The sequence below is a fragment of the Variovorax paradoxus NBRC 15149 genome (assembly GCF_001591365.1).
Taxonomy (GTDB): domain Bacteria; phylum Pseudomonadota; class Gammaproteobacteria; order Burkholderiales; family Burkholderiaceae_C; genus Variovorax; species Variovorax paradoxus.
This window is the reverse complement of sequence record NZ_BCUT01000001.1, coordinates 3,006,598-3,028,247: the sequence shown is the minus strand read 5'-3', so window position 1 is coordinate 3,028,247 and position 21,650 is coordinate 3,006,598. Positions and strand designations below refer to the sequence as shown.

Genomic DNA, 21,650 nt, shown 5'->3' with positions numbered 1-21,650 from the left:
AGGAGGTAGGTTTTGGACCAGGTGCTCTTGATCACGGGCGGCGGCCGCGGCATCGGTGCCGCCACCGCCCTGCTGGCGGCGCAGCGCGGCTACGCGGTGGCCGTCAACTACGCGAACAACTCGCTCGCCGCCGACGAGGTGGTGCGCGCCATCCGTGCGGGCGGCGGCACCGCCATGGCCGTGCAGGCCGACGTGGGCGACGAGGCCCAGGTGCTGGCCATGTTCGAGAAGGTCGATGCCAGGCTCGGCCGGCTCACGGCGCTGGTCAACAATGCCGGCGTCGTCGACGTGCAGGCCCGTGTCGACGAAATGAGCGTGGCGCGCCTGGAACGCATGTTCCGCATCAACGTGATCGGCAGCTTCGTCTGCGCGCGCGAGGCGGTGCGGCGCATGAGCACCCGGCACGGCGGATCGGGCGGCGCCATCGTCAACGTCTCGAGCGCCGCCGCGCGGCTGGGTTCGCCCGGGCAGTACGTCGACTATGCGGCCGCCAAGGGCGCGATCGACACCTTCACCATCGGCCTGGCCAAGGAAGTGGCCGCCGAGGGCATTCGCGTCAACGCGGTGCGCCCGGGCCTGATCGACACCGAGATCCACGCCTCCGGCGGCATGCCCAAACGCGCCTTCGAGCTCGCGCCCACCGTGCCGATGCAGCGCACCGGCAGCGCCGAGGAAATTGCCGGTGCGATCCTGTGGCTGCTGTCCGCCGAGGCGAGCTACGCCACCATGGCGCTGCTCGACGTGACAGGGGGAAGATAGCCATGAGCACCTCGATGGACCTGATCAAGCCGCTGGTCACGCTGGTGGCCATCGTCAACCCGCTGGCCATCGTGCCCTTCTTCATCCACTACACGCAAGGGTATTCCGACGCGCAGCGCCGGCACACGGTGCGCATGTCGGCCTTCAGCGCCTTCGTGGTGATTGCGGTCAGCGCGCTGATCGGGCTGCAGCTGCTGGCGTTCTTCGGCATCTCGATTGCCAGCTTCCAGGTGGGCGGCGGGCTGCTGCTCATGAGCTCGCTGTCGATGCTCAACGCCAAGCCGGCCGAGAGCAAGACCAATGTCGAGGAGCTGCGGGCCACCGAAGTGAAGGCCTCGATGGGCGCATCGATCGCGGTGGTGCCGCTCACCATTCCGCTGCTCACCGGGCCGGCCACCATATCGACCGTGGTGATCTACGCCGACAAGACCCAGCACCTGTGGGAGCTCGGGCTCTTGGTGGGCTACGGCGTGGTGGTGGCGCTGGCCACCGCGCTGGCGTTTTCGCTCGCTCAGCCGATTGCGCGCGTGCTCGGCAAGACGGGCATCAACATCATGACCCGGCTCATGGGCCTGATCCTCGCGGCGCTCGCGGTCGAGGTCATGGCCGACGGCCTGGGCAAGCTGTTTCCGATCCTGCAGCGCGTGGGCTGATGCCCTTCAGCCCAGCATCTTCTCGATGACTCGCCAGTGCGCGGGCTCGACCGGCGTGATCGACAGCCGGTTGCCCTTGCGCAGCACGACGAGGTCGGCCAGCTCGGGCCTGGCGCGCAGCTCGGGCAGCGGCAGCAGCCGCGTCTTGCGCACGGCCTGCACGTCGACCAGCAGCCAGCGCGGATCGTCCTTCTTCGACGCCGGGTCGTAGTAGGGCGACTTGGGGTCGAACTGCGTCGGGTCGGGCTTGATGCCCGAGGCCACGCGCGCAATGCCCGCGATGCCGGGCTCGGGGCAGCTCGAGTGATAGAACAGCACGCCGTCGCCGATCTTCATGCCGTCGCGCATGAAGTTGCGTGCCTGATAGTTGCGCACGCCGGTCCACGCCACGGTGGCGTTGGGCGCGGCGAGCGCATCGTCGATCGAGACCTCGTCGGGCTCGGATTTCATCAACCAGTAATTGGGCATGGTCCCGTTATGGTGTCACATAGTCGGAAACCACGACCCATTTCCCGTCCTTGATCTGCGACAGGCGCGACTGGTCGTTGCCCAGGCGCTTGGTGGCGGTGTAGCTGCTCTTCGGGCTGCCGAACATGTCGGGCTCGAAGGTCATGCTGTCCATGGCCTTGATGAAGCTGTCGGTCGTGAGGTTCGGGCCGGCCTTCTGCGCCGCCTTGATGAACGAATCGATGATGACGTAGCCGTACACCGAGAACACCGTCGGGTCTTCGTTGAACTTGGTCTTGTACTTGTTGGCCCAGAAGCGCAGCGGCTGCGACTGCTCGTCGGTGTAGGGGTTCTGCACCGTCATGGTGGCGTAGATGCCGTCCATCGCCTTGCCGCCGAGCTTGTGGATCAGGTCGGTGTAGGACGCGCTCGAACCCAGGAAGGTCGGGTTGAAGCCGGTCTTGCGCGCCTCGCCCACGGTGCCGATGGTCTCGCGGATGATGGTGCCGAGCACCACGAGGTCGCAGTTGGCGGCCTTCATCTTGGCGACCTGCGAGCTGAAGTCGGTGGCGCCCCGCTTGAACGAGGTTTTTTCGGCCAGTTCCATGCCGGCGGTCTTCAGGCCCGCCTCGGCGCCGCGCTGCACCTCGAGCCCGAACTCGTCGTCCTGGTAGATGGTGCAGACCTTCTTGGCGCCCTTCTCCTTGATCATCTTGGGCAGCGCCAGGCGGATCTGGTCGTAGTAGGTGGCGGCGAACGAATACTTGAGCCGGTTCAGCGGCTCGTACATTTCGCGCGCCGCGGTGATCGGCATGAAGTTGACGATGTTCTTCTCGAACTGCACCGGCATGGCCGCCATGTTCTGCGCGGTGCCGATGTGGCCGGCCATGATGAAGATCTTCTCCTGGTTGACCAGCTTCTGCGCCGCGAGCACGGCCTTCTTCGGGTCGTAGCCCGAGTCCTCGACGAAGAGCTTGAGCTTGCGGCCATTGATGCTGCCCTGCTCGTTGAGCTCGTCCACGCGCAGTTGCATGCCGTTGCGCGCCTGCTTGCCGAAGCCCGCGAGCGGGCCCGACAGGTCCTGGATGGTGCCGATGCGGATCTCGTCCTTGCCCACGCCCTGTTGCTGCTGCGCCGACGCGAACGCTGCGGCCAGGCCCAGCACGGCCAGGGTCGTCACTGTCTTGAGCTTCATGGGGTTGTCTCCTCGGGTTGGCGAAAAATGGATCAGCGGTGAATCAGCGGTACATGGCCTCGATGCGCTCGGCGTACTTGGCCTGGACCAGCTTGCGCTTGAGCTTCATCGTCGGCGTGAGCTCCTCGTCCTCGGCGGAAAGCTGTGTTTCGAGCAGGAAGAACTTCTTGATCTGCTCGACCCGCGCAAACTTCGCGTTGACGCGGTCGATCTCGCCCTGGATCAGGTCCAGCACCTCCTGCGCGCGCGTCAGGCTCTCGTAGTTGCCGAACGGCACGTCGTGGTCCTGCGCAAACTTCTCGACGTTCTCCTGGTCGATCATGACGATCACCGTGAGGTAGGGTTTCTTGTCGCCGATCACCACAGCGTCGGTGATGTAGGGGCTGAACTTGAGCTCGTTCTCCAGCTCGCTCGGCGTGATGTTCTTCCCCCCTGCCGTGATGATGATGTCCTTCATGCGGTCGGTGATGCGGAAATACCCTTCCGCGTCGACCGTCCCCACGTCGCCGGTGTGCAGCCAGCCGTTGGCGTCGATGGTCTCGGCGGTCTTCTCGGGCAGGTTGAGGTAGCCCATGAAGACATTGGGGCCGCGCACCAGGATCTCGCCGGTCTGCGGATCGAGGCGCACCTCGTTGTAGCTGGTGGCCGGGCCGATCGACCCCGGCCGGATGCGCGAGGGCGGCACGCCCGTGGAGGCGCCGCACGATTCCGTCATGCCCCAGACCTCGAGCATGGGCACGCCCAGCGCGAGGTACCAGCGCACGAGCTCGGGCGAGATCGGCGCCGCGCCGGTCACGAGGAAGCGCGCGCGGTGGATGCCGATGAGCTTGCGGACGTTGTCGAGCGCGAGCCAGCGCGCCAGCCGGAACTTCAAGCGCAGCCAGGCGCCCACCGGCTGGCCCAAGAGCACGCGATCGACGATCTGCCGGCCGACGCCGATGCTCCAGCCGTAGGCGGCCTGCTGCAGGCGGCTGGCTTCCTTCAGCGCGATCATCACGCCCGAATAGAACTTCTCCCACACGCGCGGCACGGCGGTGAACACGGTGGGCGATATCTCGCGCACGTTCTCTGGCACCGTCTCCGGGTTCTCGACGAAGTTGAGGATCGAGCCGGTGTACATCGCGAAGTATTCGCCGCCCATGCGCTCGGCAATGTGGCACAGCGGCAGGAAGCACATGCGCTCGTCGCCCTCGCCCTGCGCCAGCAGGGTGTTGTAGCCGCGCATGGTGTAGACCAGCCCGCGATGGCTGTGCATCGCGCCCTTGGGCTTGCCGGTGGTGCCCGAGGTGTAGACCAGGATCGCGAGGTCTTCGGGCCGGCAGGCGGCAATGCGCTGCGCCAGCGCCTGCGGATGGGCCTGCAGGTGGTCGCGGCCGAGTGCGCGCAGGGCATCCAGGCTGATGACGCCGGGGTCGTCGAGCTCGCGCAGGCCTTCCATGTCGAACACGACGACCTTGCGCAGCATCGGCAATTGCGCGCGCACCTCGAGCGCCTTGTCGAGCTGCTCGTCGTCCTCGACGAAGAGCACGGTGGTGCGCGAGTCCTCGCAGAGGTAGTGCACCTGCGAGGCCGCGTCGGTGGGATAGATGCCGTTGGACACGCCGCCGCAGCTGAGCACGGCCACGTCGCACAGCACCCATTCGATGACGGTGTTGGCAAGGATCGACGCGCACTCGCCCTGGCCGAAGCCCAGCGCCAGCAGGCCGCCCGCGATCTCGCGCACGGCCTCGGCGGTCTGGCGCCAGGTCCAGGCGCGCCAGATGCCGAATTCCTTCTGCCGCATCCAGACCTTGTCGGCGCGCAGCTCCACGGCCTTCCAGAACACGGCCGGGATGGTGTCGCCCGGCACGGCAATGCCCGGACTCGGCTGCAGGTGCGCCAGGTCCCAGAGGCCGGCGGGAGCGCGCAGGGCGGTTGTGCTCATGCCGTCATCTCCAGGTCTTCTTCTTTTTCCAGCGCCGCTCGCCGCGCACGCCATCGTCCTTGACGCCGAGGTAGAACTCCTTGATGTCCTCCTTCTCGCGCAGGCGTTCGCAGGTGTCTTCCATGACGATGCGGCCGTTCTCGAGCACGTAGCCGTGGTCGGAGGCGTTGAGCGCCATGTTGGCGTTCTGCTCGACCAGCAGGATGGTGGTGCCGCGTTCGCGGTTGATGCGCACGACGATCTCGAAGATCTCCTTCGTCAGCTTGGGGCTGAGGCCGAGGCTGGGTTCGTCGAGCAGGATGAGATGCGGCGCGGCCATGATGGCGCGCGAAATGGCGAGCATCTGCTGCTGGCCGCCCGAGAGCAGGCCGGCGTCCTGCGTGGCGCGCTCGCGCAGGATCGGAAAGTAGGCATAGACGCTTTCCATGTCGCGCGCCACGCCGTCGCGGTCCTTGCGGGTGTAGGCGCCCATCAGCAGGTTGTCCTTCACCGACAGCAGCGGGAACACCTCGCGGCCTTCGGGCACATGGCTCAGGCCCTGCTGCACGATGTGGGCCGGGTCCTTGGCGGTGATGTCCTTGCCCTGGAATTCGATGCTGCCTTTTCTCGGGTCGATGATTCCGGAGATCGTTTTCAGGATGGTTGTTTTTCCGGCGCCATTCGAACCCAGGACGGTCACTATTTCGCCCTGCCTGACTTTCAGGCTCACGCCGCGGATGGCCTTGATCGGGCCGTAGGCGCTTTCGACGTTGAGCAGTTGGAGGACGACGTCGGTCACTTCGTTGTCCCTTGAGGATTTGCTCGATCGTTTGACAAGGGCGGGGAGCGGCGTTGGGGCCCATGCCCCGGGCGGGCCGACGTCACCGGCCCTTCGGGCTTCCCTGCGCTGCTCACGACAAGCGGGGTCTCGCAGAACTCGCTTCGCTCAAACAGCTGCGAGCCCTGATCCGCTTGTCGCTCCGCTGCTCGGCGGTGCCTCAACGGCCCGCCCGGGGCATGGGCCCCAACGCCGTGGGCACGCTCAGCGTGTTTGCCCCACCGCCAAGCCCGGTGTGCGGTGCGGTGTGGGCGCCCCCTCTGTGCCGCCGAGGAGCGCAGCGTTTCGCGGATCAGGGCTCGCAGCTGTTTGAGCGAAGCGAGTTCTGCGAGACCCCGCGAAACGCGAGCACCGCAGGGGAGCCGCGAAGCGGCCGGCATAGTGGGGGCGCCCGCGCCGCGCCGCACACCGGGCGTCTCCAACGAAGCAGCGGACTTCACGCAACCCTCCTCAAGCTGCTCACGTCATCCACAGTCCCAAGATAGGCCTCGACAACACGCGCATCCGCTTGCACCTCACGCGGCGTACCGGTGGCCAGCACCTCGCCCATGTTCATGGCAAGCACGCGATCCGACACCTTCGACACCAGAGACATGTCGTGCTCGACCATCAGCACCGAAACGCCCAGTTCATGCTGGATGTCCTGGATCCAGAACGCCATGTCCGCCGTCTCTTCGACGTTGAGCCCTGAAGAAGGCTCGTCGAGCAACAGCAGCTTCGGCTCGGTGCACAGCGCACGCGCGAGCTCCACCACCTTGCGCACGCCATACGGCAAGCCGGCCACCATCGAGTCGCGGTGATGCTGCAGGTCCAGCAGGTCGATCACCTGCTCCGCCTTCTCGCGCGCCGCAACCTCAGCGCGCCGCGTCGCGGGCGTGAAGAACACCTCGCTCCAGAACCCCGTCTGCCGGTGCGTGTGGCGGCCGATCAGCAAGTTGTGCAGCACCGTCGCATGCTCGAACAGCTCGATGTTCTGGAAGGTCCGCGCAATGCCCAGCGCCGCAATCGCGTGCGGTGCCTGCTGCGTCAGCGCCAGAGGCCCCGCGGCCTCGCCATGCCATGTGATCTCGCCCATTGTCGGCGTGTAGATCCGGCTGATCAGGTTGAACACCGTCGTCTTGCCCGCACCGTTCGGGCCGATCAGCGTGAACACCTCGCCGCGGCGCACGTCGAAGCTCACCTTGTTGACCGCGAGCACGCCGCCGAAGCGCACGCTCAGGTCCTTGGCCGAAAGAAGAACGTCGCTGCTGCTAGTCATCTCAGGCGATCCGACTTGGTGAACGACTTCTGCCGCTTGAACAGGCCCTTGCGGTAGAACGGGAAGAGCTGCAGCCAGGTGCGGATCTTGAGCCAGCGGCCATAAAGCCCCAACGGTTCGAACAGCACGAACGCGATCAGCACCACGCCGTACACCAGCCCCTGCAGCCCCGGTGCCTGGCCGACCACGGCCGGCAGCCAGTCCTTGCCCATCGAGATCAGCTGCGGCATCGCAATCAGGAAGATCGCACCCAGGAACGCGCCATGCACCGAGCCCAGGCCGCCGATCACCACCATCAGCAGCAGGTCGATCGACTGCAGGATGTTGAACTGGTCCGGCGAGATGAAGCTCAGCTTGTGCGCATACAGCGCACCGCCCAGGCCCGCGAGCGCGGCCGAGATCGCGAACGACATCGTCTTGTAGCGCGCCAGGTGAATGCCCATGCTCTGCGCCGAGATTTCCGAATCGCGGATCGCGACGAAGGCGCGGCCGGTCGGCGAGCGCAACAGGTTCAGGATGCCGAGCGTGCTGAGCACCGCCACCACCAGGCACAGAAAGTAGAAGCCGTTGCCCGACCCGAGCGACCAGCCGAAGAGCTGCGGCGGCTTCACATGCAGCCCCGCGTTGCCGCCCGTCACGCTCTCCCAGCGCGCGAACACTTCCTCCACGATGAAGCCGAACGACAGCGTGGCGATGCCCAGGTAGATGCCCTTCACGCGCAGGGCCGGCAGCGCGACCACCACGCCCACCGCCGCCGACAGCGCCGCGGCCGCGAGCAGCGCCATCGGAAACGGCACACCCAGGTTCGTCAGCACGCCTTGCGTGTAGGCGCCCGCGCCAAGGAATGCTGCATGCCCGATCGAGAACTGCCCCGTGAATCCCGCCAGCAGCATCAGGCCCAGGCCGACGATGCCGTAGATCAGCACGAAGGTCAGCTGCGCGAGCCAGTACTCGTCGATCGCCCAGGGCGCGACGACGAGGAACGCCGCGAGCAGGCCATACCAGAACACATGGCCGCCGTGCCGCGCAAGGCGGATGTCCTGGTCGTAGCTGGTCTTGAAGATGAAGCGCATGAATCAGGTCCGTCGCCGGGCCGCCCCAAGGCGGACCTGCGCCCCCTCGGGGGGCAGCGAGTACACGAAGTGACGAGCGTGGGGGCACATGCTTCTAGACTTTTTTTCGCAGCTTCTCGCCGAACAATCCGTTGGGCTTGATCATCAGCATCAGCAGCACCACGATGTACGGGGCCGTGTCCTTGAAACCATCGGGCAGGTAGAAGCCCGCGAACGATTCGACGATGCCGATCACCAGCCCGCCGACGATCGCGCCCGGCAAGCTGCCGAAGCCGCCCACCACCGCGGCCGGAAAGGCCTTGAGCCCGATGAAGCCCATGTTGGCGTGCACGAAGGTGATGGGCGCGAGCAGCATGCCGGCAATGGCCGCGACCGCCGCCGCCAGCCCCCACACCAATCCGTTCAGGCGCTTCACCGGAATGCCCATGTAATACGCCGCGAGCTGGTTCTGCGACGAGGCCTGCATCGCGATGCCGAGCTTGCTGTAGCGGAACATCGCGAACAGCAGGGCGCACAGGATGGCGGTGGCAACGATGATCGCGAGCTGTTCGAGGTTGACCACCAGTTCGCCCAGCTTCCAGATCTGGTCCTTGTAGGGCACCGGCAGCGTGTGGGTGTCGGTGCCGATGCCCGGCACCATGGTGATGAGCCCGCGCGCCACGTAGGCGATGCCGATGGTCAGCATCACGATCGAGAACTGCGGCTGGCCGAGGATCGGGCGGATCACCACCAGCTCGAGCAGCACGCCGAAGGCCGCCATCGCCACCACCGCCAGCAGGGCCGCGAGCCAGAACGGCAGGCCGAACAGCGACATGCCGGCAAACGCACCGAAGGCGCCGAGCATCATCAGGTCGCCCTGCGCGAAGCTCACGGTTTCGGTGGCCTTGTAGATCAGCACGAAGCCCAGCGCGATCAGCCCGTAGATGCAACCTTGCGCAATGCCCGACAGCAGGAGTTGGAGGATCTGCATGGGGCCTCTTCTTGCGGCTAGTGCCTGAAGCCGCCGGCCGCGTCGTGCAGCGCGAGGCGGCGCGAGCCGGCCAGGATGTCGCTGGGCTTCAGGCCGTAGACCTGGCGGATCGAATGGCTGAAGTGCGTCGAATCGGGGTAGCCGGTGTCCAGCGCGATGTCGGTCAGCGTGCCGGCCTGGCGCACGTAGCGCAGCAGGCTGCGCGCACGCTTCCAGGCGCGGAAGGCGCGAAACGCCATGCCGGTTTCCTGCTTGAACAGATGCAGGAAGCGCGAGAAGGAAAGATGCACCGAGGCCGCGCAGTCTTCGGCCGAGGCGGGTGCGGCCGGGTCGGCGTTGATGGCGTCGATCACCTTGCGGATGCGCGCATCGAGCGCGCGCGGCGCCAGCGGCTCGCCGAAGAACAGCGCATCGAAATCGAAGCCCTCGAAATTCATGCCGCGGCCCGACGCGACAAGCAGGTGCGCATGGGCATCGTGCATGCGCCGCACGAAGGCCGGCGCATCGACCGGACCGCAGTGCTGCATGAAGGCCGGCATGCGCGCGGGATCGACCGACTCCGATTCGATCAGCAGGTTGAAGATGAGCGGATGCGCGCTTTCCACGCGGTGCGGCACCTGCGGCGGCACCACCAGCAGCTCGCCCGCCTGCCAGGCGCCGCCGCCAATGCACAGGCGGTTGGGCGGCGCGCCCGCGGGCGACACGTACACGCCGTGCCCGCCCATCGTGCGCTCGGCCGCAGCCCCGAGCAGCCCGGCGTAGAACACGCGCTGGTGCGTGAGCCACATCAGGCGCTCCCCGCGCTGCGCGCCGCCGCTTTCGGGCGGCGCCGTCTTCGTTCGCTGCATGGTGTCTGTCTCCTGCATCGGGCCGCCGCCGGCCTGGGGCCGGCGTTGCGTTGGCTGGATCGTAGCGGCGGGGGCCGGCGGCGCGGCGTGCATTTGCGCGGGGACTTTCCCTAGGCCAGCCTAGGCCGGCGCGAGCGCGCGGCGCAGCTCGGCGCAGCACAGCGCGATGGCCGTATCGGCCTCGTCGAGCACCTTGCCCATGGTGATGAAGCCGTGGATCTGGCGCTCGAAGCAGACGTACGCGGCGCGGTTGCCGGCGGCGGTCAATGCCTCGGCGTAGGCCATGCCTTCGTCGCGCAGCGGGTCGTAGCCGGCCGTGAGCACCAGCGCGGGCGGCAGGCGGGAGAGATCGGCATGCAGCAGCGGCGACGCGCGCCAGTCGAGGTCGTGCAGGGGGTCGTCGATGTAGTGGTCGTGGAAGTAGGCCATCGTGTCGCGGGTCAGGAGGTAGCCCTGGCCGTTGGCCTGGTGCGAGGGATGGCCGCGGCGCATGTCGGTGGCCGGATAGATCAGCAGCTGGAAGGCGATGGGCAGGTCGCCGGCATCGCGCGCCGCAATGGCCGCCACCGCCGCGAGGTTGCCGCCCGCGCTGTCGCCGCCCACCGCGAGGCGGCCGGCATCGAGGCCGAGCGAGGCGGCCTCGCGGCGCACCCAGCGGGTGGCGGCCAGCACGTCGTCGACCGCGGCCGGGAAGCGATGCTCGGGCCCCATGCGGTAGTCGACCGAGGCGACCGCGCAGCCCGCGCCGTTGGTGAGCGAGCGGCACAGCACGTCATGCGTGTCGAGGTCGCCGATGACCCAGCCACCCCCGTGGAAGTACACGAGCACCGGCAGCGCGGCACCGGCCGTGGACCCCAGCGGGCGGTAGAGGCGCACCGGGATGGTGCCGTGCGGCCCGTCGGCGTTCAGCTCGCGGACTTCGGCGACCGGCGGGGCTTCGGGTTGGGTGGTGGTGCGGCGTTCGCGATAGAAGGCGCGCGCCTCGGCCGGCGAAAGCGTGTGGGTCGGCGGGATGCCGCGCGCCTCGATGAAGTCGAGCAAGGCGCGCGCCTGGGGATGCAGCATGGTGTCTCCGGTGGATCGCTCCGACCATGCCCGCGCCGCCCTGGCGCGGCTTGCGAAAACTGGCTAAGCCTTGCGCGGCTTCACGCGCGAGGCGGCATCCTTGGCCAGCCTGCGGGCCGTGCCGGTGTCGGCCGCATGCACCAGCGCCACGCCCATGCGGCGCTTGGCAAAGCTCTCGGGCTTGCCGAACAGGCGGATGTCGCTGCCGGGCACCTGCAGCGCCTCGGCCACGCCGTCGAAGGCAATGCCGGTGGCATCGACGCCGCCATAGATCACCGCGCTCGCGCCCGGGCTCTTGAGCGAGGTGTCCACCGGCAGGCCGAGGATGGCGCGCGCATGCAGCTCGAACTCGTTCTGCCATTGCGTGGCCATGGTCACCATGCCGGTGTCGTGCGGACGCGGGCTCACTTCGCTGAACCAGACCTCGTCGCCCTTCACGAACAGCTCGACACCGAACAGGCCCTGGCCGCCGAGGTCGGAGGTGACGGCCTCGGCAATCTGCTGCGCCTTCTGCAGCGCGGCCGGCGCCATGGGGTGCGGCTGCCAGCTTTCGACGTAGTCGCCGCTCACCTGCACATGGCCGATGGGTTCGCAGAACCGGGTCTGCACCGCGCCGGCCGCGTCCTTGGCACGCACGGTCAGCAGCGTGATCTCGTAGTCGAAGTCGATGAAGCCTTCGACGATCACGCGGCCGTGGCTCACGCGGCCGCCGGCCATGGCGTAGTCCCAGGCCTTCTGCACGTCGGCCGGGCCGTCGATCTTGCTCTGGCCCTTGCCGGAGCTGCTCATCACGGGCTTGACGATGCAGGGGTAACCGATGCCGGCGTCGATGGCCGCCTGCAGCTCGGCCAGCGAGTCGCAGAACTTGTAGGGGCTGGTGGGCACGCCCAGCGTCTCGGCCGCCAGGCGGCGGATGCCTTCGCGGTCCATCGTGAGGCGGGCGGCGCGGGCCGTGGGAATCACGCGCACCACGCCGGCGTCCTCGAGCTGCTGCAGCATCGGCGTGGCGATGGCCTCGATCTCGGGCACCACCAGCGTGGGCTTCTCGGCCTCGATCAGCGCCTTGAGCTGCTCGGGGTCGCTCATGGTGATGGTGCGCGCATGGTGGGCCACCTGCTGGCCGGGCGCGTTCTCGTAGCGGTCGACCGCGATGGTCTCCACGCCCAGGCGCTGCAGCGCAATCAGCACCTCCTTGCCGAGTTCGCCGGAGCCCAGCAGCATCACGCGGGTGGCCGAGGGGGAAAGAGGGGTGCCGAGGGTGGTCATGGTCGGAGTCGAAAAGAGGGAGGAAAAAGCAATCGCCGCACTGTAAGCCACCCGCGCACCGCCCGTGTCACGCGCGGCAACGGCGCGCCGGCGGGGCTGCTTCACAATCGATCTCCTGCCGCGGTGGCGCGTCCACCCGCTCGCTTTTTTCCGCTTTTATTCTTCAAGGAGTTTTCTCATGACGATTCAGACCGTCGGCATCATCGGCGCCGGAACAATGGGCAACGGCATTGCGCAGGCCTGCGCGGTGTCGGGCGTCAACGTGGTGATGATCGATGTCGCCCAGGCGGCGGTCGACAAGGGCCTGGCCACCGTCTCGGGCAGCCTGGACCGCCTGATCAAGAAGGAAAAGCTCACGGCCGGGCAGAAGGCCGCGGCGCTTGCGCTGATCAAGGGCTCGACCGATTACAACGACCTGAAGGGCGCGCAGCTGGTGATCGAGGCCGCCACCGAGAACCACGCACTCAAGCTCAAGATCCTGAAGCAGGTCGACGAACTGGTGGCGCCCGAGGTGATCATCGCCTCCAACACCTCGTCGATCTCGATCACGCAGCTCGCAGCCGCCACCTCGCGCCCCGACCGCTTCATCGGCATGCACTTCTTCAACCCGGTGCCGATGATGGCGCTGGTTGAGCTGATCCGCGGCTACCTCACGAGCGACGCCACGCACGATGCGGTCAAGGCGCTGGCCGAGAAGCTGGGCAAGTCGCCCATCACGGTGAAGAACGCACCGGGCTTCGTGGTCAACCGCATCCTGGTGCCGATGATCAACGAGGCTTTTTTCGTGCTGTCCGAAGGCATCGCCACGGCCGAGGACATCGACGCCGGCATGAAGCTGGGCTGCAACCAGCCGATCGGCCCGCTGGCGCTGGCCGACATGATCGGCCTGGACGTGTGCCTGGCCGTGATGGAGGTGTACCTCGAGCAGTTCGGCGACTCCAAGTACCGGCCGTGCCCGCTGCTGAAGGAGATGGTCGCGGCGGGCCAGCTGGGCCGCAAGACGGGCCGCGGCGTCTACACGTACTGATCCGGCGTCCAACAAAAACAAGGAGACAAACGCCATGACCGCCACCCCCACCACCCCACCGGCAGAAGGCTGCATCGACACCCAGGTGATCGGCCACGTGCTCTTGATCGGCATCAACCGCCCGGCCAAGCGCAACGGCTGGACGCCGCCGATGTTCCGGCAACTGGCCGAGGCCTACACCCGGCTGGACGACGACCCCGAACTGCGCGTGGGCGTGCTGCATGCCTTCGGCGACCACTTCACGGCCGGGCTCGACCTGCCGGCGGTCACCGAGTACATGAAGCGCGGCGAGAAGGCGGTGCCGGCGGGCCTGGTGGAGCCGCATGATTTCGGCCTGCCCGGCTACCGCCGCCGCACCAAGCCGATGGTGGCGGCGGTCAAGGGCATCTGCTTCACGGTGGGCATCGAGCTGATGCTGGGTGCCGACATCGTGGTGGCGGCCGACAACTGCCGCTTCTCGCAGATGGAAGTGCAGCGCGGCATCATGGCCACGGGCGGCGCCACGCTGCGCATGGCCGAGCGCGCGGGCGTGGGCAACGCCATGCTGCACCTGCTGACGGCCGACGAGTTCGACAGCGCCGAAGCCTATCGCCTGAACTTCGTGCAGAAGGTGGTGCCGGCCGGGCAGGAGCTCGACGTGGCGCTGGCCATTGCGCAGCGCATCGCGGCGCAGGCCCCGCTGGCGGTGGTGGCGACCCGGCTCAACGTGATCAAGGCCGTCGAACAGGGACCGCTCGCAGCCGTGTCGGAATTCATCGAGACGCAGAAGCACCTCTCGAACAGCGAGGACGCGGCCGAAGGCGTGCGCTCCTTTGTCGAGCGCCGGCCCGCGCGCTTCAGCGGCCGCTGAGACCCCGACGATGATGACGATCCACTTCAAACGCACGGCGCTCGCCGCCGTCTTCGCACTGCTCGCCGTGAACACCACCACCTCCCTGGCCCAGGCGCCCGCCGCCTCCCCTCCCGATCCCGCGGCCACCTCGGTCGAGGCCATGGGCTGGATGAAGGGCTTTCCGCCCCCGCCCGACAGGCTCATCACCTTCGACGATCCGGCGGGCGGCGTGTTTCCGCGCACGCGCTGGAGCTTCTCGCATGTGCGCGAAACCGTGCCCACGGCCAATGTGTGGCGCGGCAGCGGCGTGCCGAGCCCCCTGCCGGCCGCGCCGCGCAGCGACCTCGAGGCCGTGACCTTCAAGCCGCTGGGCAGCGAGGAGACGCTGAGCTTCGGCCAGATGATCCCGCGCACCTACACCGACGGCATCCTGGTGCTGCACCGCGGCCGCGTGGTCTACGAAAAGTACTTCGGCGCGCTCACGCCCGAGCGGCCGCACATTGCGATGTCGGTCACCAAGTCCTTTGTCGGCACGCTGGCGGCCATCCTCGCGGACGAGGGCAGGCTCGACCCGTCGGCGCCGGTCACGCGCTACCTGCCCGAGCTCAAGGACACGGCCTATGGCGACGCCACGGTGCGCCAGGTGATGGACATGACCATCGGCGTGCACTACTCCGAGAACTACGCCGACCCGAAGGCCGAGATCTGGGACTATGCGCGCGCCGGCGGCATGCTGGCGCAAGGCCCGAACTACACGGGCCCGAAGTCCTTCTACGAATTTCTCGCCACGCTGAAGAAGGAAGGCGCGCACGACGCCGCCTTTGCCTACAAGACGGTGAACGCCGAGGTGCTCGCCTGGATCCTGCGCCGCGCCAGCGGCCAGTCGCTGGCCGACCTGCTGAGCGAGAAGATCTGGCGCCGCATCGGCGCCGAGCAGGACGCTTACTTCATGGTCGACCGCATCGGCACCGAGTCGGGCGGCGGCGGCCTCAACACCGTGCTGCGCGACCTCGCGCGCTTCGGCGAGACCATGCGCAACGGCGGCCGCGCGCCCAACGGGCAGCAGGCCATTCCCAAGGCGGTGGTCGAGGACATCGCGCGCGGCGCCGACCCGGCCAAGTTCGCCAAGGCCGGCTACGCGCTGCTGCCGGGCTGGTCGTACCGCAACATGTGGTGGGTCACGCACAACCCGCACGGCGCCTACATGGCGCGCGGCATCCACGGCCAGAGCATCTATGTCGATCCGAAGGCGGAAATGGTGATCGTGCGCTATGCCGCGCACCCGGTGGCGGCCAGTGCGGGCAACGATCCGCTCACGCTGCCGGCCTTCCAGGCCGTGGCCGAGGCGCTGATGCGGCCCTGACCTAGGCCCTGGATGGGGTCAGCCCCGCGCCTGGGCGATCACCAGCAGGCCGTCCATGATCAGGCTCTCGACCAGTTCGAAATGCCCGTTCATCACGGGCGCCATCTTCCAGCCCGCGCCGCCGGTCATGTAGCAGGCCGGCTCGGCGCCGCAGTGCGAGCGCACGTGCTGCACCATGCGCTCGACTGCACCGGCAATGGCATAGGTACCCCCGCTGGTGAGCGCGTCGCTGGTGTTGGTGGGGAATTCGCGCACCTCGCCGGTCGGCACGTGCAGCCCCGCGGTGCCCGACTCCAGCGCGCGCAGCATGATGCCGTGGCCCGGCAGGATCAGTCCGCCCAGGAACTTGCCGCCGGCATCGATGGCCTCGACCGTCACGGCGGTGCCGATCATCACCACCACCATCGGCCGCGCCGGCCCCGCGTCCAGCATCCGGTGGCGCGCGCCGATCATCGCCACCCAGCGGTCGGCGCCCAGCCGCGTGGGATGGTCGTAGCCATTGACGATGCCGGCCTCGGCCGCGCTCGACACCACCCAGCGCGGCGCGCAGTCGAAGCGCTCGACGATCTGCTCCTCGGCGCGGCGGCGCACCGCGTCGCCGGCCACCACGCAGCCGAGCATGGAGCCGGGCGCGGGCAGGTCGGCCCAGGGGCCGTCGGCCAGCCGCTCGATGTGGTCGAGGAACTCCGCCCCATGCGCCTGCAGCGCGGCCCCCGGATGCGCCGCATCGTAGAGCGCCCATTTGAGGCGGGTATTGCCGATGTCGATCGCGAGGAAGGGGGATGCCATGGGCGGGATTATTGCGACTTTGTTGTCGCGGATGCTGGCGCATCGTTGACACACGCGGCGCGGACCTACGCGGCCGTGCCCGGTTTCGCCGCTACATTCGCGATTCCCCTCAACCAAGGCGCAAGGAGAGAACCATGGGTTTGCTTAGTTTCATCAAGGAAGCCGGCGAGAAGCTGTTCGGCGGATCGTCGGCGCAGGCGGCCGAGCCGGACGCCAACGCCAAGGCCGCGGCCGCCATCAAGACCTACATCGAGACGCAGAATCTCGGCCTCACGGGCCTGGAAGTGACCTACACCGCGAGCAGCGGCGTGGTGACGCTGGCCGGCCAGGCGCCTTCGCAGGAAGCCAGCGAAAAAGCCGCGCTGGCCGCGGGCAACGTGGCGAACGTGACGAGCGTCGACAACAACCTGGTCGCACCGCCCGCCCCGCCGGCGCAGTACCACGACGTGGTGAAGGGCGACACGCTGTCGGCCATCTCCAAGAAGTACTACGGCGACGCCAACAAGTACAACGCGATCTTCGAGGCGAACAAGCCGATGCTGAGCCATCCGGACAAGATCTATCCGGGGCAGAAGCTGCGCATTCCGGCGCTGTGAGCTGATTCGCTCGTGGCTGCAACGCGAAGGGCCCACTGGTTTCAGTGGGCTTTTTTATTGGGTGGTTTTGTTTGGCGCTGTTGTTCAGGGTGCGTGCACAGGCCACCGGGTACTCCCCTCCGCGAATGTCCCCCGCCTTCGGCTCCTCCTTTATTTCGCTGCGGGGAGCACCCGACGCCCTGTGCACTGGGCACGCTCGTGGTGTACCGCTGATCAACCAGTGCTCTGATCACGCTCCCGCTGATGGGGTGCCTTGCGCAGCGAAATTAAGGGGGAGGCCGAAGGCCGGAGGACATTCGCGGAGCAAGGTACCCCGTCGGCGGGAGCGCGCCCTGAACAAAGCCCGAACCCGAACCTAGTTCTGCTTCCAAGGCAGCCCGCGCTTGCGCCAGCCGCCGATCTGCCCGCGGTGGCCGCTCTCGTCCGGATTGCCCTCGAAACCTTCGAGGATGTTGTAGGCCTCCAGGCCCAGTTCGGTGGCGCGCCGGGCGGCGGCGATGGAGCGCACGCCGCTGCGGCACAGCAGCACCAGCTTCTTGTTGCCGTCTTCGCCCGCGGCACGGATGCCGCCGTCGAAGGCCGGGTTGAGCGCCATGCCCGGCCACTGCTTCCAGGCCAGCGGCACGGCGCCGGGCACGTAGCCGACCCATTCGCGCTCGGCATCGGTGCGCACGTCGACCAGGACCGCCTCGCCACTCGCCATCCACTGCGCGGCCTGCTCGGGCGTCACGTCGCCGGCATAGCCTTTTTCACCAACGGGTTCGGTCATCTCTTTCTCGTCCTTCCAATCGATAGGGTTACTTCAAGGGCAGCGGTCTTCTTTCGTTGCCCGGCGCCCTCGCCGGATGACGGAATTTTTCACCAGTTCGTGAAAACCCTGTTTGTCGCGTTTTCCTGCGCGCCAAAGATGCGGCTTGGGCCTGCCACACGATAACGCCAAGAGGCGGGCAGGGTTTCCTTGTCATCAGAACTTGTACGGAGAGAGACAACATGACAGACAGCAAATCGCCCCGCCGCCGCAGCCTGCTCAAGGGCGCGGCCGTGGCCGCCGGCGCCATGTCGGCGCCGATGGTCAGCATGGCCCAGACCACCTCGCTGCGCTTCCAGAGCACCTGGCCAGCCAAGGACATCTTCCACGAATATGCGCAGGACTTCGCGAAGAAGGTCAATGACATGGCAGGCGGCCGCCTGAAGATCGAGGTGCTGCCCTCGGGCGCGGTGGTGCCGGCCTTTCAGCTGCTCGAGGCGGTGAACAAGGGCACGCTGGACGGCGGCCATGGCGTGGTCGCCTACCACTACGGCAAGAACTCGGCGCTCGCGCTGTGGGGTTCGGGGCCGGGTTTCGGCATGGACGCCAACACGGTGCTGGCCTGGCACAACTACGGCGGCGGCAAGGCGCTGCTCGACGAGATCTACAAGAGCCTGAACATGGAGGTGGTGTCGTACCTCTACGGCCCCATGCCCACGCAGCCGCTGGGCTGGTTCAAGAAGCCGGTGGCCAAGGTGGAGGACATGAAGGGCCTCAAGTTCCGCACCGTGGGGCTCGCGGTGGACATGTTCACCGAGATGGGCACGGCGGTGAACCCGCTGCCCGGCAGCGAGATCGTGCCCGCGCTGGACCGCGGGCTGATCGATGCGGCCGAGTTCAACAACGCGTCGAGTGACCGCGTGCTCGGCTTTCCCGACGTGGTGAAGAACTGCATGCTGCAGAGCTTCCACCAGTCGGGCGAGCAGTTCGAGGTGCTGTTCAACAAGGGCAAGTACAGCGCGCTGCCGCAGGAGCTGCGCTCCATCATCGACTACGCCGTGCAGGCCGCGAGCGCCGACATGAGCTGGAAGGCCGTGCAGCGCAACTCGCAGGACTATGCCGACATGAAGAAGGCCGGCATCAAGTTCTACAAGACGCCCGATGCGGTGCTGCGCGCGCAGCTCGCGGCATGGGACAAGACCATCGAGAAGAAAGCCGCGGAGAACCCGTTGTTCAAGAAGGTGCTGGATTCGCAGCGCATCTTCGCTGAACGCGCGCTGCAATGGCAGAACGACTACGGTGTCGATTTCAAGATGGCCTACAACCACTACTTCGGCAGCAAGAAGAAGAGCTGAACCCCTCCGGGGAACACAACACCTGTGGAGCGGCACAGCCGGCTCCACGGTGTTCCACGAACGGTCTCTGTCCATCTCGCCATGACCATCCAACGCTTTCTCCACGCCGTCGACCGGTTCAGCATGGTCGTGGGCAAGACCTTCTCGTGGCTCATCGTGGCGCTGATGCTGCTGGTGTGCGGCGAGGTCTTCAAGCGCTATGCGCTCAACGCGCCCACTGCCTGGATCTTCGATGCCAACAACATGCTCTACGGGACGCTCTTCATGATGGGCGGCGCCTACACGCTCTCGCAGGCCGGCCACGTGCGCGGCGACTTCCTCTACGGCAGCATGAAGCCGCGCACGCAGGCCGCGCTCGACCTGGTGCTGTTCATCCTCTTCTTCCTGCCCGGCGTGGTGGCGCTCACCTGGTCGGGCTGGACCTACTTCGGCGAATCGCTCGCCATGCGCGAGCAGACCTTCAATGCCGTCCCGATTCCGCTCTACCCCTTCAAGTTCGTGATTCCGATGGCCGGCGCCGTGCTGCTGCTGCAGGGCATTGCGGAGATGGTGCGCTGCGCGCTGTGCCTGAAGACCGGCGAGTGGGCGCCGCGCCTGAAGGACGCGGAAGAAATGGACGTGGTCGGCGAACAGCTCGCCGGCAGCACCCTCGTCGACGAGGCCGACAAGCGCGAGGTGATCGACAAGGCCAAGGCCATCGAGCAGGCCGCGCAGCAGCGCAAGAGCGGCACGACGGGAGGCACCCAGTGAGCGAACCCGCACTCGGCCTCTCGATGCTGGGCCTGATCGTGGTCGTGATCATGCTGGGCTTTCCCACGGCGTTCACGCTGATGGGCCTGGGCATGTTCTTCGGCTTCATCGCCTTCTACGATCCCGCCGCGCACTGGCTGGACAACAGGATCTTCGACCTGATGGTGCAGCGCGCCTTCGGTGCCATGACCAACGAGACGCTGCTGTCGATCCCGCTGTTCGTGCTGATGGGCTACGTGATGGAGCGCGGCGCGCTGGTCGACAAGATGTTCCACAGCGTGCAGCTGGCCTTCCGCCGAGTGCCGGGGTCGCTGGCGGTGACCACGCTGATCGTCTGCACCTTCTGGGGCATCGCGAGCGGCCTGGTCGGCGCGGTGGTGGTGCTGATGGGCGTGATCGCGATGCGGCCGATGCTCAACGCCGGCTACGACACGCGGCTGGCGGCCGGCGTCATCACGGCGGGCGGCACGCTCGGCATCCTGATTCCGCCCTCGGTGATGATCATCGTGTACGCGGCCGTGGCCGGGCAGTCGGTGGTGAAGCTCTATGCGGCGGCGATGTTCCCGGGCTTCTTCCTCGCCTTTCTCTACCTGGTCTACGTGATCGGCTGGGCCATGCTGCAGCCGAAGGTCGCGCCCAAGCTGCCGGCCGACCAGCAGCGCGCACCCGTCTCGCCCTGGGTTGCGCACATCGCGGCCAGCTATTCGCCGCGCATGCTGCCCGCTCTCGCGGCGGCCGTGGCGTCGCCGGCGCGCGCGCTGCGCGGCGCGGCCGAGGGCGTGCGCATCACCTGGTGGATGCTGCTGCGCGGCCTGCTGAGCGCGCTGGTGCCGCTGGCGCTCGCGGCCGCGACGCTGGGGTCGGTCTGGTGGTACGTGGCGATCTACTCGCAGGCGGACAACAGCAGCAGCGGCAAGGCACCGGTGGCGCAGCAGCAGCAGCAGGCGGCGCCCGAAGCTTCGTCGTCCGGAACCGGGCTGGCCGAACCGCCGGCGTCCGATGCACCGAAGGAGCCCTCGGCGGAAGACGGCCTGCAGGAGCCGCCGGGCGGCGTCGAGGAGCCCCCCGGCAGCGAAGCCCCGGCGCCCGCGGCGGCCGAGGGCGGCCTGCAGCAGCTGGGCGAAGCGGTCGATGCGCCGAAGACCGCCGCCGTGCCCGAGGCCTTCTACACCGGCTTCCTGCTGGCCAGCCTCTTCACGCTCGCGCTGCTGGCCTGGTACTACTGGCGCATGGACGCGGAGCAGTTCGAGATCCTGCGCATGCTGGTGTCGTCGGTGATGCCGCTGGCCACGCTCACGCTGGTGGTGCTGGGCGTGATCCTGTTCGGCATCACGACCGCCACCGAGTCGGCCGCGGTGGGCGCGGCCGGCGCCTTCCTGATGGCGTGGCAGGCCGGCACGCTGAACTTCAAGAAGACCAAGGAGGCCGTGTTCCTCACGCTCAAGACCACCTCGATGGTGTGCTGGCTGTTCGTGGGCTCGGCGCTGTTCTCGGCGGTGTTCGCGCTGCTGGGCGGCCAGCGCATCGTCGAGGAATGGGTGCTGGGCATGAACTTGAGCCCGCTGCAGTTCCTGCTGCTGTCGCAGGCGATCATCTTCATCCTGGGCTGGCCGCTCGAATGGACCGAGATCATCGTGATCTTCGTGCCCATCTTCCTGCCGCTGCTCGCGCACTTCCAGATCGACCCGCTGCTGTTCGGCGTGCTGGTGTTCGTGAACCTGCAGGCGGCGTTCCTCTCGCCGCCGGTGGCGATGTCGGCCTTCTACCTGAAGGGCGTGTCGCCGCCGCACGTGACGCTCAACCAGATCTTCGCGGGGATGATGCCCTACATGCTGATCGTGATCCTGTGCATGGTGTTCATGTACATCTGGCCGGGGCTGACGCTGTGGCTGCCGCAGTACCTGTATGGATGAAG

21 protein-coding genes are annotated in these 21,650 nt (G+C 67.4%); 9 read left to right on the top strand and 12 right to left on the bottom strand.

Annotation, left to right across the window (positions count from 1 at the left end; genetic code table 11):
- Positions 1-12: 12 nt before the first annotated feature.
- Together VPA02S_RS14105 and VPA02S_RS14100 are read left to right on the top strand one after the other, a co-directional pair.
- Positions 13-759, top strand: a complete 747-nt coding sequence (locus VPA02S_RS14105; RefSeq protein WP_062364240.1) for an SDR family oxidoreductase — start codon at positions 13-15, stop codon at positions 757-759.
- A gap of 2 nt (positions 760-761) precedes the next feature.
- Positions 762-1,412, top strand: a complete 651-nt coding sequence (locus VPA02S_RS14100; RefSeq protein WP_062364238.1) for a MarC family protein — start codon at positions 762-764, stop codon at positions 1,410-1,412.
- Between the two features lie 6 nt (positions 1,413-1,418).
- Here VPA02S_RS14100 and VPA02S_RS14095 read toward each other — a convergent pair whose 3' ends face one another.
- The 10 genes from VPA02S_RS14095 to purT all read right to left on the bottom strand — a co-directional run bounded on the left by VPA02S_RS14095 (position 1,419) and on the right by purT (position 12,275).
- Complete coding sequence (locus VPA02S_RS14095) at positions 1,419-1,880, bottom strand: EVE domain-containing protein (protein ID WP_062364236.1); 462 nt, start codon at positions 1,878-1,880, stop codon at positions 1,419-1,421.
- Positions 1,881-1,887: 7 nt separating this feature from the next.
- Positions 1,888-3,054, bottom strand: a complete 1,167-nt coding sequence (locus VPA02S_RS14090) for an ABC transporter substrate-binding protein (RefSeq protein ID WP_018905086.1) — start codon at positions 3,052-3,054, stop codon at positions 1,888-1,890.
- Between the two features lie 43 nt (positions 3,055-3,097).
- A complete protein-coding gene (locus tag VPA02S_RS14085; RefSeq protein WP_062364234.1) occupies positions 3,098-4,978 on the bottom strand; it encodes an AMP-dependent synthetase/ligase in 1,881 nt (626 codons plus the stop codon).
- A gap of 4 nt (positions 4,979-4,982) precedes the next feature.
- Positions 4,983-5,756, bottom strand: coding sequence for an ABC transporter ATP-binding protein (locus VPA02S_RS14080; RefSeq protein ID WP_018905088.1), 774 nt, complete (start codon positions 5,754-5,756; stop codon positions 4,983-4,985).
- 475 nt (positions 5,757-6,231) lie between these two features.
- Complete coding sequence (locus tag VPA02S_RS14075) at positions 6,232-7,053, bottom strand: ABC transporter ATP-binding protein (protein WP_062364232.1); 822 nt, start codon at positions 7,051-7,053, stop codon at positions 6,232-6,234.
- Complete coding sequence (locus tag VPA02S_RS14070; protein ID WP_018905090.1) at positions 7,050-8,126, bottom strand: branched-chain amino acid ABC transporter permease; 1,077 nt, start codon at positions 8,124-8,126, stop codon at positions 7,050-7,052. The genes VPA02S_RS14075 and VPA02S_RS14070 overlap by 4 nt, the downstream gene beginning before the upstream one ends.
- 94 nt (positions 8,127-8,220) lie before the next feature.
- On the bottom strand, positions 8,221-9,096 hold the full coding sequence (locus VPA02S_RS14065) for a branched-chain amino acid ABC transporter permease (protein WP_018905091.1): 876 nt from the start codon (positions 9,094-9,096) through the stop codon (positions 8,221-8,223).
- A 17-nt stretch (positions 9,097-9,113) separates the two neighbouring features.
- Entirely contained in the window at positions 9,114-9,944 is an 831-nt protein-coding gene (locus tag VPA02S_RS14060) for a helix-turn-helix domain-containing protein (protein WP_062364230.1), read from the bottom strand.
- Positions 9,945-10,064: 120 nt separating this feature from the next.
- The gene (lipP1, locus tag VPA02S_RS14055; RefSeq protein ID WP_062364228.1) at positions 10,065-11,009 is read right to left on the bottom strand and encodes a LipP1 family hormone-sensitive lipase; all 945 of its coding nucleotides are present in this window, start codon (positions 11,007-11,009) and stop codon (positions 10,065-10,067) included.
- A gap of 63 nt (positions 11,010-11,072) precedes the next feature.
- Positions 11,073-12,275, bottom strand: a complete 1,203-nt coding sequence (gene purT / locus VPA02S_RS14050; protein WP_018905094.1) for a formate-dependent phosphoribosylglycinamide formyltransferase — start codon at positions 12,273-12,275, stop codon at positions 11,073-11,075.
- Positions 12,276-12,453: 178 nt separating this feature from the next.
- On the opposite strand from purT, the gene VPA02S_RS14045 reads away from it, so the two are divergent.
- From VPA02S_RS14045 to VPA02S_RS14035, 3 genes are read left to right on the top strand one after another with little or no spacing between them, the layout of a single operon-like run.
- Positions 12,454-13,302 carry a 3-hydroxybutyryl-CoA dehydrogenase gene (locus VPA02S_RS14045; protein ID WP_018905095.1) on the top strand — a complete coding sequence of 283 codons (849 nt, stop codon included), beginning with the start codon at positions 12,454-12,456 and terminating at the stop codon, positions 13,300-13,302.
- A gap of 34 nt (positions 13,303-13,336) precedes the next feature.
- On the top strand, positions 13,337-14,152 hold the full coding sequence (locus VPA02S_RS14040) for a crotonase/enoyl-CoA hydratase family protein (protein ID WP_062364226.1): 816 nt from the start codon (positions 13,337-13,339) through the stop codon (positions 14,150-14,152).
- A 10-nt stretch (positions 14,153-14,162) separates the two neighbouring features.
- A complete protein-coding gene (locus VPA02S_RS14035; protein ID WP_062364225.1) occupies positions 14,163-15,497 on the top strand; it encodes a serine hydrolase domain-containing protein in 1,335 nt (444 codons plus the stop codon).
- Positions 15,498-15,515: 18 nt separating this feature from the next.
- Here the strand turns inward: VPA02S_RS14035 and VPA02S_RS14030 are convergent, their stop codons facing one another.
- Positions 15,516-16,286: a type III pantothenate kinase gene (locus tag VPA02S_RS14030; protein WP_015867697.1), complete on the bottom strand. Its 771-nt coding sequence runs from the start codon at positions 16,284-16,286 to the stop codon at positions 15,516-15,518.
- Positions 16,287-16,420: 134 nt separating this feature from the next.
- Here VPA02S_RS14030 and lysM point away from each other — a divergent pair, with 134 nt between their 5' ends.
- Positions 16,421-16,882, top strand: coding sequence for a peptidoglycan-binding protein LysM (lysM, locus tag VPA02S_RS14025; protein ID WP_018905098.1), 462 nt, complete (start codon positions 16,421-16,423; stop codon positions 16,880-16,882).
- Between the two features lie 355 nt (positions 16,883-17,237).
- Here the strand turns inward: lysM and VPA02S_RS14020 are convergent, their stop codons facing one another.
- The gene (locus tag VPA02S_RS14020) at positions 17,238-17,651 is read right to left on the bottom strand and encodes a rhodanese-like domain-containing protein (protein WP_062364223.1); all 414 of its coding nucleotides are present in this window, start codon (positions 17,649-17,651) and stop codon (positions 17,238-17,240) included.
- 221 nt (positions 17,652-17,872) lie between these two features.
- On the opposite strand from VPA02S_RS14020, the gene VPA02S_RS14015 reads away from it, so the two are divergent.
- The 3 genes from VPA02S_RS14015 to VPA02S_RS14005 all read left to right on the top strand — a co-directional run bounded on the left by VPA02S_RS14015 (position 17,873) and on the right by VPA02S_RS14005 (position 21,648).
- Positions 17,873-18,985, top strand: coding sequence for a TRAP transporter substrate-binding protein (locus VPA02S_RS14015; protein ID WP_062364221.1), 1,113 nt, complete (start codon positions 17,873-17,875; stop codon positions 18,983-18,985).
- An 81-nt stretch (positions 18,986-19,066) separates the two neighbouring features.
- On the top strand, positions 19,067-19,735 hold the full coding sequence (locus tag VPA02S_RS14010) for a TRAP transporter small permease subunit (protein ID WP_062364219.1): 669 nt from the start codon (positions 19,067-19,069) through the stop codon (positions 19,733-19,735).
- Entirely contained in the window at positions 19,732-21,648 is a 1,917-nt protein-coding gene (locus VPA02S_RS14005) for a TRAP transporter large permease (protein WP_081247519.1), read from the top strand. Before VPA02S_RS14010 ends, VPA02S_RS14005 begins: the two co-directional genes overlap by 4 nt.
- The last annotated feature ends 2 nt before the right edge of the window (positions 21,649-21,650 follow it).

Bases quoted from the DNA above. Each gene is read 5' to 3' on its own strand.
- VPA02S_RS14100 (WP_062364238.1), top strand. From the start codon at position 762: ATGAGCACCTCGATGGACCTGATCAAGCCGCTGGTCACGCTGGTGGCC.
- VPA02S_RS14095 (WP_062364236.1), bottom strand. From the start codon at position 1,880: ATGCCCAATTACTGGTTGATGAAATCCGAGCCCGACGAGGTCTCGATC.
- VPA02S_RS14090 (WP_018905086.1), bottom strand. From the start codon at position 3,054: ATGAAGCTCAAGACAGTGACGACCCTGGCCGTGCTGGGCCTGGCCGCA.
- VPA02S_RS14085 (WP_062364234.1), bottom strand. From the start codon at position 4,978: ATGAGCACAACCGCCCTGCGCGCTCCCGCCGGCCTCTGGGACCTGGCG.
- VPA02S_RS14075 (WP_062364232.1), bottom strand. From the start codon at position 7,053: ATGACTAGCAGCAGCGACGTTCTTCTTTCGGCCAAGGACCTGAGCGTG.
- VPA02S_RS14070 (WP_018905090.1), bottom strand. From the start codon at position 8,126: ATGCGCTTCATCTTCAAGACCAGCTACGACCAGGACATCCGCCTTGCG.
- VPA02S_RS14065 (WP_018905091.1), bottom strand. From the start codon at position 9,096: ATGCAGATCCTCCAACTCCTGCTGTCGGGCATTGCGCAAGGTTGCATC.
- VPA02S_RS14060 (WP_062364230.1), bottom strand. From the start codon at position 9,944: ATGCAGCGAACGAAGACGGCGCCGCCCGAAAGCGGCGGCGCGCAGCGC.
- lipP1 (WP_062364228.1), bottom strand. From the start codon at position 11,009: ATGCTGCATCCCCAGGCGCGCGCCTTGCTCGACTTCATCGAGGCGCGC.
- purT (WP_018905094.1), bottom strand. From the start codon at position 12,275: ATGACCACCCTCGGCACCCCTCTTTCCCCCTCGGCCACCCGCGTGATG.
- VPA02S_RS14045 (WP_018905095.1), top strand. From the start codon at position 12,454: ATGACGATTCAGACCGTCGGCATCATCGGCGCCGGAACAATGGGCAAC.
- VPA02S_RS14040 (WP_062364226.1), top strand. From the start codon at position 13,337: ATGACCGCCACCCCCACCACCCCACCGGCAGAAGGCTGCATCGACACC.
- VPA02S_RS14035 (WP_062364225.1), top strand. From the start codon at position 14,163: ATGATGACGATCCACTTCAAACGCACGGCGCTCGCCGCCGTCTTCGCA.
- VPA02S_RS14030 (WP_015867697.1), bottom strand. From the start codon at position 16,286: ATGGCATCCCCCTTCCTCGCGATCGACATCGGCAATACCCGCCTCAAA.
- lysM (WP_018905098.1), top strand. From the start codon at position 16,421: ATGGGTTTGCTTAGTTTCATCAAGGAAGCCGGCGAGAAGCTGTTCGGC.
- VPA02S_RS14020 (WP_062364223.1), bottom strand. From the start codon at position 17,651: ATGACCGAACCCGTTGGTGAAAAAGGCTATGCCGGCGACGTGACGCCC.
- VPA02S_RS14015 (WP_062364221.1), top strand. From the start codon at position 17,873: ATGACAGACAGCAAATCGCCCCGCCGCCGCAGCCTGCTCAAGGGCGCG.
- VPA02S_RS14010 (WP_062364219.1), top strand. From the start codon at position 19,067: ATGACCATCCAACGCTTTCTCCACGCCGTCGACCGGTTCAGCATGGTC.